General features: G+C 35.2%; 13 protein-coding genes. 10 read left to right on the forward strand and 3 right to left on the reverse strand.

What is annotated here, in order from left to right; all coding sequences use genetic code 11:
• Positions 1 to 65: 65 nt before the first annotated feature.
• Positions 66 to 2,690: a pyruvate, phosphate dikinase gene (gene ppdK / locus J2Z38_RS01100; RefSeq protein ID WP_209771404.1), complete on the reverse strand. Its 2,625-nt coding sequence runs from the start codon at positions 2,688 to 2,690 to the stop codon at positions 66 to 68.
• A 14-nt stretch (positions 2,691 to 2,704) separates the two neighbouring features.
• On the reverse strand, positions 2,705 to 3,502 hold the full coding sequence (locus J2Z38_RS01105; RefSeq protein WP_209771407.1) for a pyruvate, water dikinase regulatory protein: 798 nt from the start codon (positions 3,500 to 3,502) through the stop codon (positions 2,705 to 2,707).
• Between the two features lie 463 nt (positions 3,503 to 3,965).
• Here J2Z38_RS01105 and J2Z38_RS01110 point away from each other — a divergent pair, with 463 nt between their 5' ends.
• The 3 genes from J2Z38_RS01110 to J2Z38_RS01120 are packed head-to-tail and all read left to right on the forward strand — an operon-like array spanning position 3,966 to position 7,533.
• Entirely contained in the window at positions 3,966 to 6,602 is a 2,637-nt protein-coding gene (locus tag J2Z38_RS01110) for a valine--tRNA ligase (protein WP_209771410.1), read from the forward strand.
• Positions 6,602 to 7,336 carry a class I SAM-dependent DNA methyltransferase gene (locus J2Z38_RS01115; RefSeq protein WP_209771413.1) on the forward strand — a complete coding sequence of 245 codons (735 nt, stop codon included), beginning with the start codon at positions 6,602 to 6,604 and terminating at the stop codon, positions 7,334 to 7,336. The genes J2Z38_RS01110 and J2Z38_RS01115 overlap by 1 nt, the downstream gene beginning before the upstream one ends.
• On the forward strand, positions 7,333 to 7,533 hold the full coding sequence (locus J2Z38_RS01120; protein ID WP_209771415.1) for a cold-shock protein: 201 nt from the start codon (positions 7,333 to 7,335) through the stop codon (positions 7,531 to 7,533). Before J2Z38_RS01115 ends, J2Z38_RS01120 begins: the two co-directional genes overlap by 4 nt.
• Before the next feature lie 25 nt (positions 7,534 to 7,558).
• On the opposite strand, the gene J2Z38_RS01125 is transcribed toward J2Z38_RS01120, so the two are convergent.
• On the reverse strand, positions 7,559 to 7,855 hold the full coding sequence (locus J2Z38_RS01125) for a rhodanese-like domain-containing protein (RefSeq protein WP_209771417.1): 297 nt from the start codon (positions 7,853 to 7,855) through the stop codon (positions 7,559 to 7,561).
• Positions 7,856 to 7,946: 91 nt separating this feature from the next.
• Here J2Z38_RS01125 and pcp point away from each other — a divergent pair, with 91 nt between their 5' ends.
• From pcp to J2Z38_RS01160, 7 genes are all read left to right on the forward strand, one after another.
• Positions 7,947 to 8,591: a pyroglutamyl-peptidase I gene (gene pcp / locus J2Z38_RS01130; RefSeq protein WP_209771420.1), complete on the forward strand. Its 645-nt coding sequence runs from the start codon at positions 7,947 to 7,949 to the stop codon at positions 8,589 to 8,591.
• Complete coding sequence (locus J2Z38_RS01135) at positions 8,591 to 9,607, forward strand: alpha/beta fold hydrolase (protein WP_209771422.1); 1,017 nt, start codon at positions 8,591 to 8,593, stop codon at positions 9,605 to 9,607. Before pcp ends, J2Z38_RS01135 begins: the two co-directional genes overlap by 1 nt.
• A gap of 90 nt (positions 9,608 to 9,697) precedes the next feature.
• On the forward strand, positions 9,698 to 10,705 hold the full coding sequence (locus tag J2Z38_RS01140; RefSeq protein WP_209771424.1) for a CAP domain-containing protein: 1,008 nt from the start codon (positions 9,698 to 9,700) through the stop codon (positions 10,703 to 10,705).
• Between the two features lie 96 nt (positions 10,706 to 10,801).
• Positions 10,802 to 11,653 (forward strand): fructosamine kinase family protein, encoded by an 852-nt coding sequence (locus J2Z38_RS01145; RefSeq protein WP_209771426.1) that lies wholly within the window; start codon positions 10,802 to 10,804, stop codon positions 11,651 to 11,653.
• 96 nt (positions 11,654 to 11,749) lie between these two features.
• Positions 11,750 to 13,420, forward strand: coding sequence for a tellurite resistance TerB C-terminal domain-containing protein (locus J2Z38_RS01150; protein WP_209771428.1), 1,671 nt, complete (start codon positions 11,750 to 11,752; stop codon positions 13,418 to 13,420).
• Positions 13,413 to 14,735, forward strand: coding sequence for an ATP-binding protein (locus J2Z38_RS01155; RefSeq protein WP_209771430.1), 1,323 nt, complete (start codon positions 13,413 to 13,415; stop codon positions 14,733 to 14,735). The genes J2Z38_RS01150 and J2Z38_RS01155 overlap by 8 nt, the downstream gene beginning before the upstream one ends.
• Positions 14,732 to 16,822, forward strand: a complete 2,091-nt coding sequence (locus J2Z38_RS01160; protein WP_209771433.1) for a DEAD/DEAH box helicase — start codon at positions 14,732 to 14,734, stop codon at positions 16,820 to 16,822. Before J2Z38_RS01155 ends, J2Z38_RS01160 begins: the two co-directional genes overlap by 4 nt.
• Positions 16,823 to 16,866 lie beyond the last annotated feature (44 nt).

Consider the following 16,866-nt stretch of genomic DNA (forward strand, 5'->3'; position numbering starts at 1 on the left):
ATTGCAAATTTTTGACGAAAAAAATCTCCGACTAGGATTTTCTAGTCGGAGAATGGTTTTTTATCTTATTTATTTTTCTCAATTGCTGCTTGGGCTGCTGCAAGTTTAGCTATTGGAATTCTGAATGGTGAACAAGATACATAGTCAAGTCCTACGTTGTATAGGTATTTAACAGTGTTTGGTTCACCACCGTGCTCACCACAGATACCTAAGTGGAGGGCAGGATTAGATTTTCTACCTTTTTCAACAGCTGTTTCTACTAAGAAACCAACACCTTTTTGGTCTAGAACTTGGAATGGATCCTTTTCTAGGATGTCTTTTTCGATGTAGGCTGGTAGGAATTTACCTGCGTCATCTCTTGATAGACCGAAGGTCATTTGTGTTAAGTCGTTTGTACCAAAGCTGAAGAAGTCTGTGATTTGTGCGATTTCATCGGCAGTGATAGCAGCTCTTGGAATTTCAATCATGGTACCAAGTAGGTATTTGATTTCCATGCCTTGTTCTTCAAAGACTTTTTCGATTTCTTTTACAACTATATCTTTTACATAGGCAAGTTCGTGAACATCTGATGATAGTGGAATCATGATTTCTGGAACTACTTTTACGCCTTCATTATTTAGTCTAATAGCTGCTTGCATGATTGCTCTTGCTTGCATTCTAGAGATTTCTGGATAGATAACGCCTAGTCTTAGACCTCTGAAACCAAGCATTGGGTTTACTTCTTGAAGTTCTGAAATTCTTTCGTGAACCCTTGCTGGTTGGATTTTTAATTCTAGGGCAAGGTCAGCTATTTCTTTTTCTCCCTTTGGTAGGAATTCGTGAAGTGGTGGGTCAAGAAGTCTTACAGTTACTGGTCTTTCTTCCATTAATTTATAAATTTGATAGAAGTCTTCTTCTTGCATTGGAAGAATCTTATCAAGGGCAGCTTGTCTTGTTTCAACGTCAGCAGCAAGGATCATCTTTCTAACTTGGAAAATCCTGTCATCTGCAAAGAACATGTGCTCTGTCCTACATAGACCAATACCTTCAGCACCGAATTCTAGAGCTTGTTTAGCGTCTCTTGGTGTATCAGCGTTTGTTCTAACTTTCATATCCCTATACTCATCAACCCATTCCATGAATTTACCAAAGGCACCGTGCATTTGTGGTGGTTGAGTAGCAAGGGCACCTGCAAAGATTTCACCGGTTGAACCGTCAATTGAGATTGTATCTTCGCTAGTTAGGACAATGTCGCCTACTCTTAGGGTGTGTTCAAGTTCGTTAACGTGGATATCTTGGGCACCAGATACACAGCATTTACCCATACCTCTTGCAACTACTGCTGCGTGGGAAGTCATACCGCCTCTTGCAGTAAGAATACCAACTGCTGATACCATACCTTCAAGGTCTTCTGGGCTTGTTTCTTCACGAACAAGTATAACTGTTTCACCGTCTTTTGCTCTTCTAGCTGCTTCAGGTGCTGAGAAAGCAATCTTACCTACAGCTGCTCCTGGAGATGCTGCAAGACCCTTTGTTAAAGCTTGGGCTTTTTTAACAGCTTCTTGGGTGAAGGTTGGGTGGAGAAGTCCGTCAAGGTCTTGTGGGTTAACTCTTAATAGGGCTTCTTTTTCGTCAACTAATCCTTCTTCTACCATATCTACTGCTACTTGGACAGCTGCTTGGGCAGTTCTCTTACCATTTCTAGTTTGAAGTAGGTAAAGCTTGCCCTCTTGGATAGTAAATTCCATATCTTGCATGTCTTTGTAGTGTTTTTCAAGAGTTTGTGCTGTATTATAAAATTCATCATAAACTTCAGGCATTAATTCGTGAAGGTGGCTGATTGGTTCTGGTGTACGAACACCTGCTACTACGTCTTCACCTTGAGCGTTCATTAGGTATTCACCATAAAGTACGTTTTCACCAGTAGCTGGGTTTCTTGAGAAAGCAACACCAGTACCACTTGTTTCGCCCATGTTACCAAATACCATGGTTTGAACGTTTACAGCTGTACCCATTTTATCATCAATATCGTTTAACTTTCTATAAAGGATAGCTCTTGGGTTGTTCCATGAAGAAAATACTGCCGAAATAGCAAGGTCAAGTTGTTTTCTAGGATCTTGTGGGAATTCTTCTCCAGCAAGTTCTTTGTAAACTACCTTGTATTTTTCAACAACGTCAACAAAGTCTTCTGCTACAAGGTCGTGGTCTGTTGAAACGCCTTTTTCTTCTTTCTTAGCAGTTAGGACTTCTTCGAATTTATTTTTATCAAGTCCCATAGCAACGTCAGCAAACATTTGGATAAATCTTCTGTAAGAATCATAGGCAAATCTTTTGTTATTTGTCTTATTTTCAAGGCCTTTAACAGCTATATCGTTAAGACCAAGGTTTAAGATTGTATCCATCATACCAGGCATTGAAATAGGAGCGCCTGATCTAACTGATACTAGAAGTGGGTCTTCGTTGTTACCAAAAGTCTTGCCATTATGTTTTTCAAGGTCTTTGATGTGGTTTGTGATTTCTTCATTTAAGGCATCCCAAAGTTTTTTATCTTCTTTGTAATATCTTATACATGCCTCAGTTGTCACAGAAAAACCATATGGTACGTTGATTCCCATATTTGTCATTTCTGCTAGGTTTGCACCTTTGCCGCCTAGAAGGTCTCTCATTGTCTTGTTACCTTCATCGAAATTGTAAACGTATTTTGTGCTCATAATTTTTTCCCTTTCTATATTTTATTTAATTTGCTTGTGATAATTTCTGAAGTTTCTTCTATAGACCTGTAAGTCACATCTATGATTGTGCAGCCCAAGTCATTCATAAGCTCAAGCGCATAATCGATTTCCCTGCCTATTCTTTCCTTTGATGAATAAAGCGAATCTACAGATAAGCCCAAAGACTTAAGTCTTTCTTCCCTTATTTTTTTTAGAACATCCTTATCGATTGTAAGGCCAAAGATTTTATTTGGATCAATTTCAAATAATTCCTGAGGCACTTTTGAGTCAACAAGGATTGGAATATTGCTTACCTTATATCCCTTGCTCGCAAGATACATGGATAGGGGAGTCTTAGAAGATCTTGAAACTCCAATTATTGCTATGTCACAAAAAGCAAGCCCCCTAAAATCTTGTCCATCATCATAATCAATGGCAAAATCAAGAGCTGCTAGTCTCCTTTGGTGGACTGGGTTTAGGGAATTTTTGTCTTTCTTATTTTGTGGAAGATTTTCCAAAAATTTATTCATTTCCTTTACAGAAAAATCTATTAGACCAATTTCCCTAAGGTTTCTACTAGCTAGGTAGTTTTTGACATAGGCCTTCATTTTAGAATCTCTAAATGAGTGGTAAATTATCGAAGAATTTGAATCTGTAATTGATGTTAGTAGCTTAGTTAAGTTTTCTCCATTAATAATCCTATCAAAAATCTTTATTTCATAGGGTTGATTAAAGTGGCTCATAGTTTCCTTTACTATATCTATTAGGCCAATAGAGCTACCATCTGAGATTATATATACTATTAATTTCATAATTTCTCCTACACCAAGACTCTATACCTATTATACCAAAAAAATTGAAATAATGAAAATATTTTCATCAAAAATTTATAAATATCCTTAATTAATAGTGAAATATACGATATTCAAAAGCTTTTTACCAATGTTTTTCATATTTATTAGGAAAAGGAAATCAATATCATGTAAGAGATTGAAATTAAATTAACAATCACTAAGTTTATTGACTTTTGGGGATTTATTAATATAATAATCTCAACAGTTTAATACTAACAATGAAAGAGGATTAGCTTAGGAAGTCCTTTAGAGAGAAGATGGTTGGTGAAAATCTTTGGAGTAATTAGGTGAAGGTTGCTTTCATATATGTTAATGTAGCATGCATAAATGCAAAAGAGAGTCTTTTTATAAGAAATTTAGGTGGTAACGCGATAATTCGTCCTAGAATGCGTTGCCATTTTTTTAATTGAGAGGAGAAAATATGGATACAAAGTATAGTCCACAGGATTTTGAGAAAAAAATCTACAAAGAATGGGAAGAAGGCGGCTATTTCAAGGCAGGAGTGAATCCTGACAAAAAACCATTTACAATTGTTATGCCACCGCCAAACGTTACAGGCCAACTCCATTTGGGCCACGCCCTAAATAATACCTTGCAAGATATAATTATTAGGTATAAAAGACTAGCTGGTTTTGAAGCCCTTTGGATACCAGGCACAGACCACGCTTCTATTTCTACAGAGGCAAAGGTAGTTGGTAAGATTGCTGCTGAGGGAAAAACCAAGGCAGATCTTGGCAGGGATGGTTTCCTTAAAGAAGCATGGGATTGGACCCACGAATACGGCGGCACAATCAAAAGACAACTAAGGACAATCGGCGTTTCTTGCGATTGGGATCACGATTCTTTTACAATGGATGAAAACTTAACCCGTGCTGTCAAAAGAGTTTTCAAAAAAATGTACGATGATGGTTTGATTTACAGGGGCAATAGGATTGTAAACTGGGATCCAATGGCAGAAACAGCTATTTCAGATGCAGAAGTTTACCACAAGGACCAAAAAGGCAAGCTTTGGTATATTAAATATAATTATGAAGATTCTGATGATTTTATAACTATTGCTACAACTCGTCCAGAAACTATGCTAGGCGATTTGGCTGTGGCAGTAAACCCAGAAGACGAAAGATTTAAAGATAAGATAGGCAAAAATTTAATCCTTCCACTTGTAGGTAGGAAAATTCCAATAATTGCAGATTCTTATGTAGACATGGAATATGGTACAGGTTGTGTAAAAATAACCCCATCCCACGACCCTAACGACTTTGAAGTTGGAGCCCGCCACGACCTCGGCCAATGTGTTGTTCTTGACACAAAGGCCCATATTGTTGATGGCTATGGCAGATATTCAGGTATGGATAGGTATGAAGCCAGAAAAGCCATGCTAGATGATCTTGAAAAAGAGGGCCTACTTGTAAAAATCGAAGAAATCGACCACGCAGTCGGTTATTCTGAGAGAACTGACGTTGTAATTGAGCCATTAATTTCTAAGCAATGGTTTGTAAAGATGGATGAATTTGCCAAAATGTGTATAGATGCCTATAATTCTGGCGAATTAAAATTGATTCCAGATAATCTTTCAAAAACCTACATGAATTGGCTTGAAAATATCAGAGATTGGACAATTTCCCGCCAGCTTTGGTGGGGCCATAGATTACCAGTTTTCTATACAGAAGACGGGGAAATCATAGTCTCAGAAGACGAACCAGATGAAAACGGAATGCTTGAAGGTAAAAAAGTTACCCAAGAAGAGGACACTCTCGATACCTGGTTCTCATCAGCTCTTTGGCCTTTTGCAACCCTAGGTTGGCCAGAAGAAAACGAAGAATTTGATTATTTCTTCCCGACAGACATTCTGATAACTGGCTATGATATAATCTTTTTCTGGGTAATAAGGATGGTCTTTGCATCTCTTTATACAACTGGAAAAGTTCCATTCTCCCACGTTTTATTTACAGGTCTAATCAGAGATAGCCAAGGTAGAAAAATGAGTAAATCACTTGGTAATGGTGTTGACCCAATAGATGTAGTTGACAAATACGGTGCAGATGCCCTTAGATTTACCCTAATTACAGGCAACTCTCCAGGAAACGACATGAGATATGACGAGGATAGGCTACTTGCATCAAGAAATTTTGCAAATAAGTTGTGGAATGCATCAAGATTTGTCCTTATGAATATAGATGAATCTGATGATTTAGAATTTGACGGAAAAAACCTCACCCTAGAAGACGAATGGATTCTAAAAAGGCTTAACCAAGTTATAGAAGACGTATCCAAAAACCTTGATAAATACGAAATCGGCCTTGCAGCAGATAGGATTGAGGACTTTATTTGGAACGAATACTGCGACTGGTATATAGAATTTGCCAAGATTAGACTTTATGGTGATGATGAAGAAGCAAAAGCTAATGTAAAGAAAGTTCTTCTTTACGTACTAAAATCAATGCTTATCCTCCTTCATCCATTTATGCCATTTATAACAGAAGAAATTTATTCTTCCCTACCAAATAAAAAGGACATGCTAATCGTAGAAGATTGGCCACAAATCAAGGAAGAATTTAATTTTGTAGAAGAAGAGAAAAATGTAAACTCTGTAATCAAGGCGATAACTGCAATCAGAAACCAAAGGGCAAGCTTAAATGTACCTGCAAAGACTAAGCAAAAACTAACAATTGTTGCGGAAAACGACAAGAATAAGGACCTACTTGAGCAAATTAAGGCCCAATTTATCAACCTTGCTAGTGCAAGCGAAGTAGAAGTTTTAAATAAAGACCAAGCGAATATTTCTGATGATGGTCTTGTAAAACTTGTCTTTAACGAATTTTCTGTATATATGTCCTTAGATGAATTGATGGACTATGAAAAGGAAAGAGAACGTCTAAAAGGCGAGATTAAGAAAATTGAATCAGAAATCAAAAGGGCAGAAGGCAAGCTATCAAACAAGGGCTTTACAGACAAGGCTCCAGAGGCTGTAGTAAATAAAGAAAAAGAAAAACTAGCAGACTATAAGGATCTTTTAGAAAAAACAAAGGCTAGTCTTGAAGAAATTAAGGATAAGTAATGTACGGTGAGTTTTCCTATATCTATGACAAACTAAGTTTTGATATAGATTACGAGGGCTACGCCCAAAACATCAAGGATTTAGCAAAAGATTATAAAATTGGAAATGAGAATATGCTTGAGCTCGCTTGTGGGTCAGGCATGCTCACCCAATGTTTTTTTGACGACTTCGAGAGGATAGACGCCCTTGATATTTCAACAGATATGCTAAATTGTTTTGCAGAAAAATACGACAATGACAAGGTGAACCTCATCTACTACGACATGGTGGAATACGAGAAAAAAGATTTTTACGACCTAATAGTAATCCTCCTAGATAGTGTAAACTATGTCACAAATCCTGCTGACCTTGAGAAATTATTTAGAAATTCCTTTGATAATCTTAAGGACAATTCACTTTTGGTTTTTGATATAAATTCAGAGATGAAAATGCGAGAAATCTTCGGGTCAGAATGCTATGTTTATGAATATGAGGATATTTTCTATACTTGGGATAATTACCTAGAAGAGGACTTAATCGATATGAATTTAAACTTCTTTGTAGAAAATCCTGATGGATCCTATAGGAGAATTGAGGAATACCAACAAGAAAGAATTTACTCAATTAATTATGTAAAAACTTTGCTTGAAAAAGTTGGTTTTACTGATATAAGGATTTACGATGAGGACACACTTGATGATGTAAATGAGGAAACTTTGAGAGTCTTATTTTCAGCAAGAAAGGCGGCAAAATGAGTATAGGTGTAGTAAAATTTTTTGATAATAAAAAAGGTTTTGGTTTTATAAAATGGGGCGGAGAAGACCTCTTCGTCCATTTTTCAGATATAATTTCTGAAGAAGAATTTAAGAAGCTAGATACTGGAGATAATGTAGAATTTGAAAAAATGGAAGCTCCAAGAGGCCCACAAGCAAAAAAAGTTAAGAAATTATAAAAAAATCCCTCGGTTGAGGGATTTTTCATTTAACTAAATCATAGTTATATAGGTCAACACCTGGTGCCATAGTTAAGTTTTTATAGCCAAGTTCAGCTAGTTTTTCAATAGCCATACCAGATCTGCCATTGGTTCTGCAGTGGATTACAAGTTTTTCATCCTTATCAAGGTCAAAGTCATTTTCCAAAATTTTATCAAGTGGAATATTTGTGGCATTTTTGATGTGGCCATTTTTGTATTCTTCTTCTGTTCTAACATCGATAATTTTATAGGAAGGGTCAAGTTTTAATAATTCGTCGCCTGAAATAGTTTTAATATTCATTCTTTTCTCCTTTTTTTATCACTATACTATAAAATTATTTTATTTTGTTTAAAAACTGACACTTTATGGTAAATAAATATAGAGGTGAATTATGAAAATTTTAATTACAGGATTTGATGCCTTTGGAGGCGAGAAAATAAATCCGGCTAGTCTAATCTTAGATAAGCTAGGAGATGAAATTGATGGTCATAAACTAGAAAAACTCTTGCTTCCTACAAAGTTTGTTGGAACTGCAGATATACTTGAAAAGAAAATTATCCAAACAAGGCCAGATATAATCATTTCTCTTGGCCAAGCAGGCGGGAGGACTGATATTACAGTAGAAAGGGTGGCTATTAATATAGCAGATGCTTCGATTGCTGATAATGATGGTAAGATGCCTATTGATGAAAAAATAAGATGGGATGGGGAAAATGCATATTTTTCGACACTGCCAATTAAGGCGATAGTTGAAAATCTCAGGAAAGATCAAATCCCAGCATCAATCTCAAACTCAGCTGGGACCTATGTTTGTAATTTTATTATGTATAATGATTTATATTTTGCAGATAAATACAAAAATATTTCGGCAGGTTTTATCCATGTCCCATATTTACCAGCCCAGGTTTTAGATAAGAGGAATATGGCTTCTATGAGTCTTGAAAATATGGTCAAGGCTGTAGAAATTATTATAAAAACTAGTGCTGAATATAAGGGAAGTGAAGACTTAAAAAAGGCTGAAGGGAGGATATGCTAATGATTAAAACTCTTATTAATATTAATATTATTATCTTAATATCACTTATTCCACAAATTTATTATTTGATAAAGGAAATTCGCTACAAGTCATTAAATATGACAAGCAAATATTTTAAAAGGCAGGCTGTTAGAAAAGAGGATTTTTATGAAGAAGTCTACCTTACAAATACCGATGGTTTTGATTCTTTTGTAAGAATCCTAAGCTGCAAAAATCCCAAGGCCATAGTCCAACTAATCCATGGAGTGGCAGAACATTCGGGAAATTATTTGGATTTTGCAAACTTTTTAAATAAAAACGGCTACATAGTTGTAATAGGAGATCATAGAGGCCACGGCAAATCAATTTCAACAGCCTATCCAAATGGTTATATGAAAAGGGCAGAAGAAATCGTGGACGATGAGATAATGATTGCAAAATACATGAAAAAAGAATATCCAGGCCTAAAATATTACATGCTAGGCCATTCAATGGGATCTATGCTTGCTAGATTATTTATAAGGAAAAATGATGATTTACTAGACAAACTTATTTTAACTGGAACTGTCCCTACAAATCCACTATCAGCCTTAGCCTTATTTTTCTTTAATATAGGATGTTTTTTCTTTGGAGATAAGGGAGAAAGTAGGTTGATTGACGCTCTCGTTGGAGCAAAGGGTTTGGATTTTATATCCTACGATGAAGAAAATATTAGAATAAAAGCTAATGACCCACTTAGGATTTTTAAGTTTAAGACAGGGTATTCAAGGGTCTTAGTAGAGATTAATAAAAAATTAGGCCGAAAATCCACATATGAGTGTAAAAATAAGGATTTACAAATTTATAATATGGTTGGCGAAGATGACATTATAACCAAGGGAGATAAGGGAATTAAGTCCAGTCTTGATTTTTTAAAATCAATTGGTTATAGAAATATCCAAAATAAGGTCTATAAAAATATGAAACATGAAATCCTAAATGAAACCGATAAAAAAATGGTTTATAATGATATATTGAAATTTTTTGATGGTCAATAATTTGAGATTTTAGTAGGATTTTATAATAAAATACTTTGTTATAAAATCAAATTATGTTATAATATAAGTAATAAATATAAAGGAGAAGTCATGAAAAATACAAAAAAAGTCCTTGCAATAGCTTTATTAGCAAGCTTATCAGTAAATAGCCTTGGTTTTGTAAACCCACAATGTGAAAAAATCGCTTATGCAAGCGAAAAACTTGATTTTGGCGTATCTACTAAAAATTTTGAATCTAAGGCTGTCACTTTAAATTTAAAGCAAGATGAGGCAAATAAGTCTGCTGCTTTGGCTGCAATCAGAGAACTTAGAGGAAAAATGTGGGATGAAAATGTACCATATATATCTGATGCTGACTCAAATCCAAAAAATATGAAGTTAAGAGAATATCTAAAGACAAAGGGAATCACATCAAAAGAAGCCTACATCAATAGGACAAAATGGTCTACAGACCTTGAAAGAATAGCCATCCAAAGGATGTATGAAGTTAGTCTTACAGGACTTTCTCACCAAAGACCTGACGGTAGTGATTGTGCTACAGCCGTGCTTCCAAGTGGTACAAGAACTTATGCAGAAATACTCGCAAATAACTCTGATTCTTATACTCCAGATAAAGCCTTTAATCAATGGGCTTATGGCAAGAGGGCAAACTACGGTGGCAAAAGCGAATACGAACTTCTAAAAGAATCAAATGGTGTTTATAATAATGGAAATGCCCACCTCCACATCATCCTAGATCCTGAATACGACCATATGGGCCTAAGCATAATTTATTCTGGTGGATTAAATTATGTAGGTGTTGAATTTGGATATGCAAATAATTCAGGCTCAAATGCTACAGGAATTGTCGGAGATTACACAATGTACTTTGGCAAAGCTGATGTTGAAGAAAGTCCAAAGAAAGATAAGAAACTAACCGAGGAACAAAGAAAGAAATTAGAGAAATCTATAAGCGAAAATAAGACACAAGTTGCTGCGGTTAAACTCTTATTTGAAACTTCTCCAAAAAAGGTAGAAAAAGTCAAAGACCAACTTTTAGCATTGATGGCTAAGTCAGAAAAATTAATCCAAAAAGCAGAAAAAATGTTACAACAATAAGTAATTATAATCCCCTAATCTCTTATGATTTGGGGATTTTCTAGTAAATTTTAAAAAAGATAGTAAATTATAAGTAAAGAAAGAATAGGGGATATTATGGAAAAAATTATAGAATTATTACCTATTAATAATGTAACAAATATCAGTCCAATTGAAGGTGGGGATGTGAATGATTCCTACAAGCTTGAGGCTGACGGTGGATCTTATTTTATGAAGGTCCATAAAAACAAAGATGCTTCATTTTTTGAATGTGAAAAAGCCGGCCTTAAATTGTTTGAAGAAAATGGAATTTTTGCGCCTAGAGCCCTCGCAAGTGGGGATATAGATGGGTCTGCCTATCTACTTATGACCTACCACCACGAAGAAAGGGCTGGTAGCCAAGAAGATTTAGCCAAGGTTATTGCAGATATTCACAAGATTAAAAGTCCTGATGGGAGATTTGGTTTTCCTTATCCATTTATAGGGACAGCTTGTGATTTTGACAATGAATTTAAAGACACTTGGAAGGAAGTTTTCCTTTTCGAAAGAATGGACAAACTAAGAGATATGCTTATTAAAACCAAGCTTTGGGATGATAAGGATAGAATTAGGTACGAAGAAGTAAGGTTTGTTATAGAAAGAGAACTTGATAAACATAAGTCAGAGGCAGTTTTACTCCACGGCGACCTTTGGGCAGGAAACTTTATGTTTGATGAAGACGAAAGACCAATCGTCTTTGACCCATCTCCACTGTATGGTGATAGGGAATTTGATATTGGAGTTTCAACAGTTTTCGGTGGTTTTAGAAAGGCCTTTTATGAGGAATACAAAGACCTAATGCCACTTGATGAAGGCTATCAACAACGTCTTAACTTCTATAGGCTCTATATTTTAATGAAATATATGTTAAGGTTTGGTCCAGTTTACGATTCATCTGTAAATGACCTAATGAAGATAATTACTAAGTAAAAAAGTGCTTCGGCACTTTTTTTATTGGAATTTTTTGCCTTTAGAAAAGCTCCTTACAGCAGTATAATGATACATAAGCTAGAAACAGGAGGTACTATGGAAGATATTAAGGCTTTGATTGAAAATTTACTTAATGATATCAAAGATGTAGATAAAAAGAAAATTAAAAGAAAAATTAATACTGAACATATCAAAGCTTCTATCAACCTTGACATAGGAGAGAAAAATGATGGTTATTATGTTTCGAAACTAAGGCTTACAGGAAATCTAATAGATGTGCCTAGCCAAGTTAAATCGCAGAGTTTGAAGCTTTATATAAAGTTTGCAAGACTTGGCGAAAAGGAAGTGAAGATTACAAAATCTCCTTATTTTTATAACCAACTTTACGTCCTAGCCCGTGATTATGTAGAAGATTTTATAGATCCCTATCATGAAAAAAAGTCGGCAAGGATCTATAGGAACATAAAAAGTCTTATTAATAGAGATTTAGAGCCTCTTTTTGGGCCTGTTGCTGAAGAATTTCTAAAAAAATTCCCAAGCCTTAACAAGGATGTAATTGATTTTTACAACCTAACTTCAAGTGGGAAAGTGGCTGTATTTTGGGATATGGATGGAAAACTTCGTGATAGGTATGATTTTCAAAAGGATGAGGAAAGGGCCTTACTCCAATTAAGTCAAAGGCGAAATGTCCTTTGGGAAAATCCGAATTTGGCAGACCTGACAATAAATTTATTCCTTAAAAGTTTGAAATTGGTATTTTCCAATCCTGAAATTAATAGTGATATTATAAAAACTTATGCCAGGCCATACACACTTTCAAAAAATCTTTTGGATAGCCTATTTATAATTACAGAAGCTAATGTGAGGGGGTATTTTTCCTTCCTAGCTGAGATTAAAACCCAAAAGGCTATTGATATTCTCTTAGAAAACCAATGCGATGACATTTTGATAATTTTTATGGAATATCAATTAGTTTACCTGGATAATTTGGAAGATAAAAAAATAGAAGAGATTTATCTAGGATACCTTAAGGATAATTCTCAGAAATCTAATGATATAGCCGCTTTTATAGAAAGTTTGGCCCTAGATCGTCAAGAAGAAATCCTAAGGTCTTTTGAGAATAGGGAAAATTTTGGAGAAATTTTGGACAATCTACTAAAAGCTGATTTTACCCCGACAGTAGTTTTGGCACTTTTTTATATTTTTAAAAATTCTAGGCAAAGGCCTAAGGATAAAAAAGTTCTTTTTGAAATTATAAGGGAAGAAAATTACCAAGATTTTTTAGATCTAATTAAGGAGAGAAACTTCGATATTGACCTTGTTTCAGATATTTTAGACCTAAGGGAAATTAAGGCTAAGAGGATTAAACTTGATAAAAGCCTTGTAAAAAAATCTAGGAAAGATTTGTCAAAGACAGTTGAAACCATAAATGATTTTGTTGGTGGGGATGATGACTTTTCAAAAGATGAAGAAACTTTAGAAGGAATTGGAAGTGCTGATGAAAGTGAAAAAAATCAAATTGCCAATGATAAAATTTCCCCATGGGCAAAATCTTTTTTAGAAAAAATCTTGAAGGAAGGCTTTATTTCAAAGGGCGAAGCTACAAATCTTGCTATGGAAGAGGGGCTTTTCTTGAATGTTTTTATTAATAATATTAATGACGAATTATATGAATATATAAATGACCAGACTTTAGTAATTGAGGATGACAGAATCCTTATTGATGAGTTTTATGTGGAAATGGTAAAGGAGTTAATTGATGGATAGGATAAATCCAAAAGAAGCGAGCACTATTATAAGAAGTCTTGAGGCGGGAGTTGTGCCAGACATTGGTCTTGGACACCTCCTTGTAGGCAGGAAGGCTGAAGTTGACGAGCTTATAAAGATTTTGGCAAATATAGAAAATGGAGATTCTGACTTGAGGTTTTGGGTTGGTGATTTCGGGTCTGGCAAGTCTTTTATGCTAAAAACCATAGAAAACCTAGCCCTTTCAAAAAATTTTGTTGCCTCAACTATTGACCTAAATCCATCAAGAAGATTTTATGCGACAGACAGGAAGGCTGTAAACTTATATTCTACAATTATTGAAAACCTCAAGACAAAAAACGCCAGGACTGGCAATGTAATTGAAATTATTTTTGAAGAATGGATTTCAAATATTTTTGCCATGTTAAGTTCTGATAAGGCCTATGATTTAAAAGACCTAATGGCAGGAGAATATAAGGATGAGGTGATAGGAATTATCCTTGAAACCCTGGCAAAATTTAGGTCGGTTGGTCTTTCTTATGAACTAGGCCAGGCCATTTCAACCTATTATGAAGGTTTTATCACCAATAACAGGATCCTAAAGCTTAAGGCCATGAGGTGGATAAGGGGAGATATTACCACAAAGACAGAGGCTAAAAAAGACTTGGGCATAAATGAAATAATAAATGACGATAATTATTTTGAGGCTATAAAAAATCTTGCCGAGCTTTTCCAAGAAATTGGCTATGCTGGCTTTGTGATAAATTTTGATGAGGCGGTAAATCTCTATAAACTCCCACACGCCACAACCAGGGAAAGAAATTATGAAAAGATTTTAAATATTTACAACGAATGTAAATCAAACCAAGCCAAGGGTTTGTTTATTAATTTCGGGGCGACAAGAAAGACTGTTTTTGACGAATCGAGGGGTCTAGCTTCCTATGGTGCCCTAAAGGGCAGGCTTGGAAGCGAAGCTTCTATGGATAGTGATTTTGTAAATACCAACAAAACCGTCCTCGGCCTTAAAGTACTAACAGACGAAGAAATTTACACCCTCCTTGAAAATCTGGTAAATATTTACAACACTCATTATAAAACACAAATATCCATAACAAGTGGTGAAATTATTTCCTACATGGAAGGCCAGCTAAATAGGCCAGGAGCAGATGAGTTTTTGACCCCAAGGGCAGTGATAAAGGATTTTATAGAAATCCTTGACATAAAAAGGCAAAATCCTAATACAGAAATTGCTGATCTTTTAGCTGATAAATTTGGAAACCTACTTCCAGTTTCAAAAGACCCTGACAACCTAGATGACGAAATAGAAGTGATATGACAAAGACTTATGACCTATTATCTAGGGATATGAGGAAATATATCTACGAAAAAGGCTGGCCATCACTTACAAAGATTCAAGATGCAGCAATCAAGCACGTATATAGTTCGGAAAATAATTTAATCCTTGCAGCTCCAACAGCATCTGGGAAAACTGAGGCAGCCTTTTTGCCAGCTATTTCTCAGTCACAAGATATTAAAAATAAGCTGAAAATTTTATACATTTCACCTTTGATTGCCCTTATTAATGACCAATTTAAAAGAATCACTGAAATGTGCGAAGACCTTGATATAGGGGTTACTAGCTGGCACTCAGAGGCATCAGCCAGCCAAAAGGAAAAGCTTGTGGAAAGTCCTTCTGGCATCTTACTTATAACTCCAGAATCCCTGGAAGCTATGCTAATTTCAGATAAGGGAAGGGCAGAAGTTCTATTTAAGGACCTAGATTTTATTATAGTTGATGAAATCCACGGATTTTTGGATTCAAATAGGGGCCTTCAATTGAAGTCTCTCCTTGTGAGAATACAAAATTATACAGAAAAAATTCCTAGAATGTTGGGCCTTTCTGCAACTATAGGTGATAAAAACTACGACCTAGCCAAAAGTTTTATCCTAAATGGGAGAGATACTAATATCCTTCTAGATAGGTCAAAAAATGACTTAGTGACTAGTCTTGATTATATAGAATGCCAAGATGTAAACGAAGAAATCGCCAAGAAAATTTTGGCATATAGTCTTGGAAAATCTACCCTTGTTTTTCCAAATTCCAGGGCCAAGGTTGAAAAGCTATCCTATTTGCTAAAAAAACTTGTGGCAGAAAATCCCTATGACATTAAGGTTTTTTCTCACCATTCTTCAATTTCAAAGATAAAGCGAACAGAAATTGAAAATTTTGCCAAAACTAGCAGGCAAGATTTTATAATTGTAGCAACATCTACCTTAGAACTTGGAATTGACATAGGGGCGGTTGACCAAGTTATCCAAGTAGGATCTCCAGCATCAGTTTTATCTTTATCCCAAAGGCTCGGTAGGTCAGGAAGAAGAACTCGTAAATCAGTCATCCATCAAATCTCCACTGATAAGTGGGATCTAGCCCAAGCCTTGACTTCCTTGATGCTTTTTGAGGAAGGAAAGCTTGATAAGATAGACGTCCCAAAAAAATCCTACGATATTTTTGCCCACCAAGTTCTAGCGACCCTACTTGAAAAAAACGGCTTACATATAGAAGAATATTATAAATTAAACCAAGATTTAAAATCTTTTATAGATATTTCTGACGAAGAATTTATGACCCTAACTAAATATCTTTTAGAAAAAGATTTTGTAGAAGAAATTGACGGTCAATATATAGTCGGTATGGAAGCTGAAAAATTAATGACAATGGGTTCTTTTTATAACCAATTTGTGGCGAAAAAAACTTACAGAGTCCAAACTGACAAGGCAACCTTGGGAGAAATTGAACTTGGAGAAAATCTAAGGGTGGCAGATAGGATTTATCTTTCTGGTCAAGTATGGAAAATCGAAGCTATAAACCACAAGACTCGAAAAATCAGGGTAAGCCTTTCTGAAAAGGCAAACGCTAGGAGCTTTGCAGGAACGGGCGGATTTGAAATTAGCGGAGAAGTAAGGGAAAAGATGGAAGAAATTTTATTAAATCCGTCGAAGATTGACCTTGATGAAAAAATAAAAGAAATAATTCATAAATTGGGCGAAGAAATCTCTGATGAAACCTATCACTTTGTAGACCTTGATGGCAAGACTGGCCTTAGGACTTTTAGGTCAACGAAAGTCAATAAGACCCTAGCCCTTATGTTAAATATAAAAACAAAGTCCTTTGATTATTATGTCGAAGATAAGTCATCAACCATATTGGGACCGAAAATCAAAAAAGATTTTGAAGATCTAAGGCAAAATCCCCTTGAAGACTCTGATATACAAGCTTTTCTAAGCGAAAATCCAAGACTTATAGAAGGCTATATCTCCTTGAATAAGTTTATGGTCCTTGTGCCTGATTCATTGAAAGTTATTTATATTATAGAAAATATCCTAGACCTAAGTGGAGCAAAAGAATACTTACAAAACTTGTAATTAAATTTTTCCTTATTTCGTGTTATTATTAAATTAACATAAAG

This window comes from Anaerococcus degeneri (genome assembly GCF_017874475.1).
GTDB classification, from domain to species: Bacteria; Bacillota; Clostridia; order Tissierellales; family Peptoniphilaceae; genus Anaerococcus; species Anaerococcus degeneri.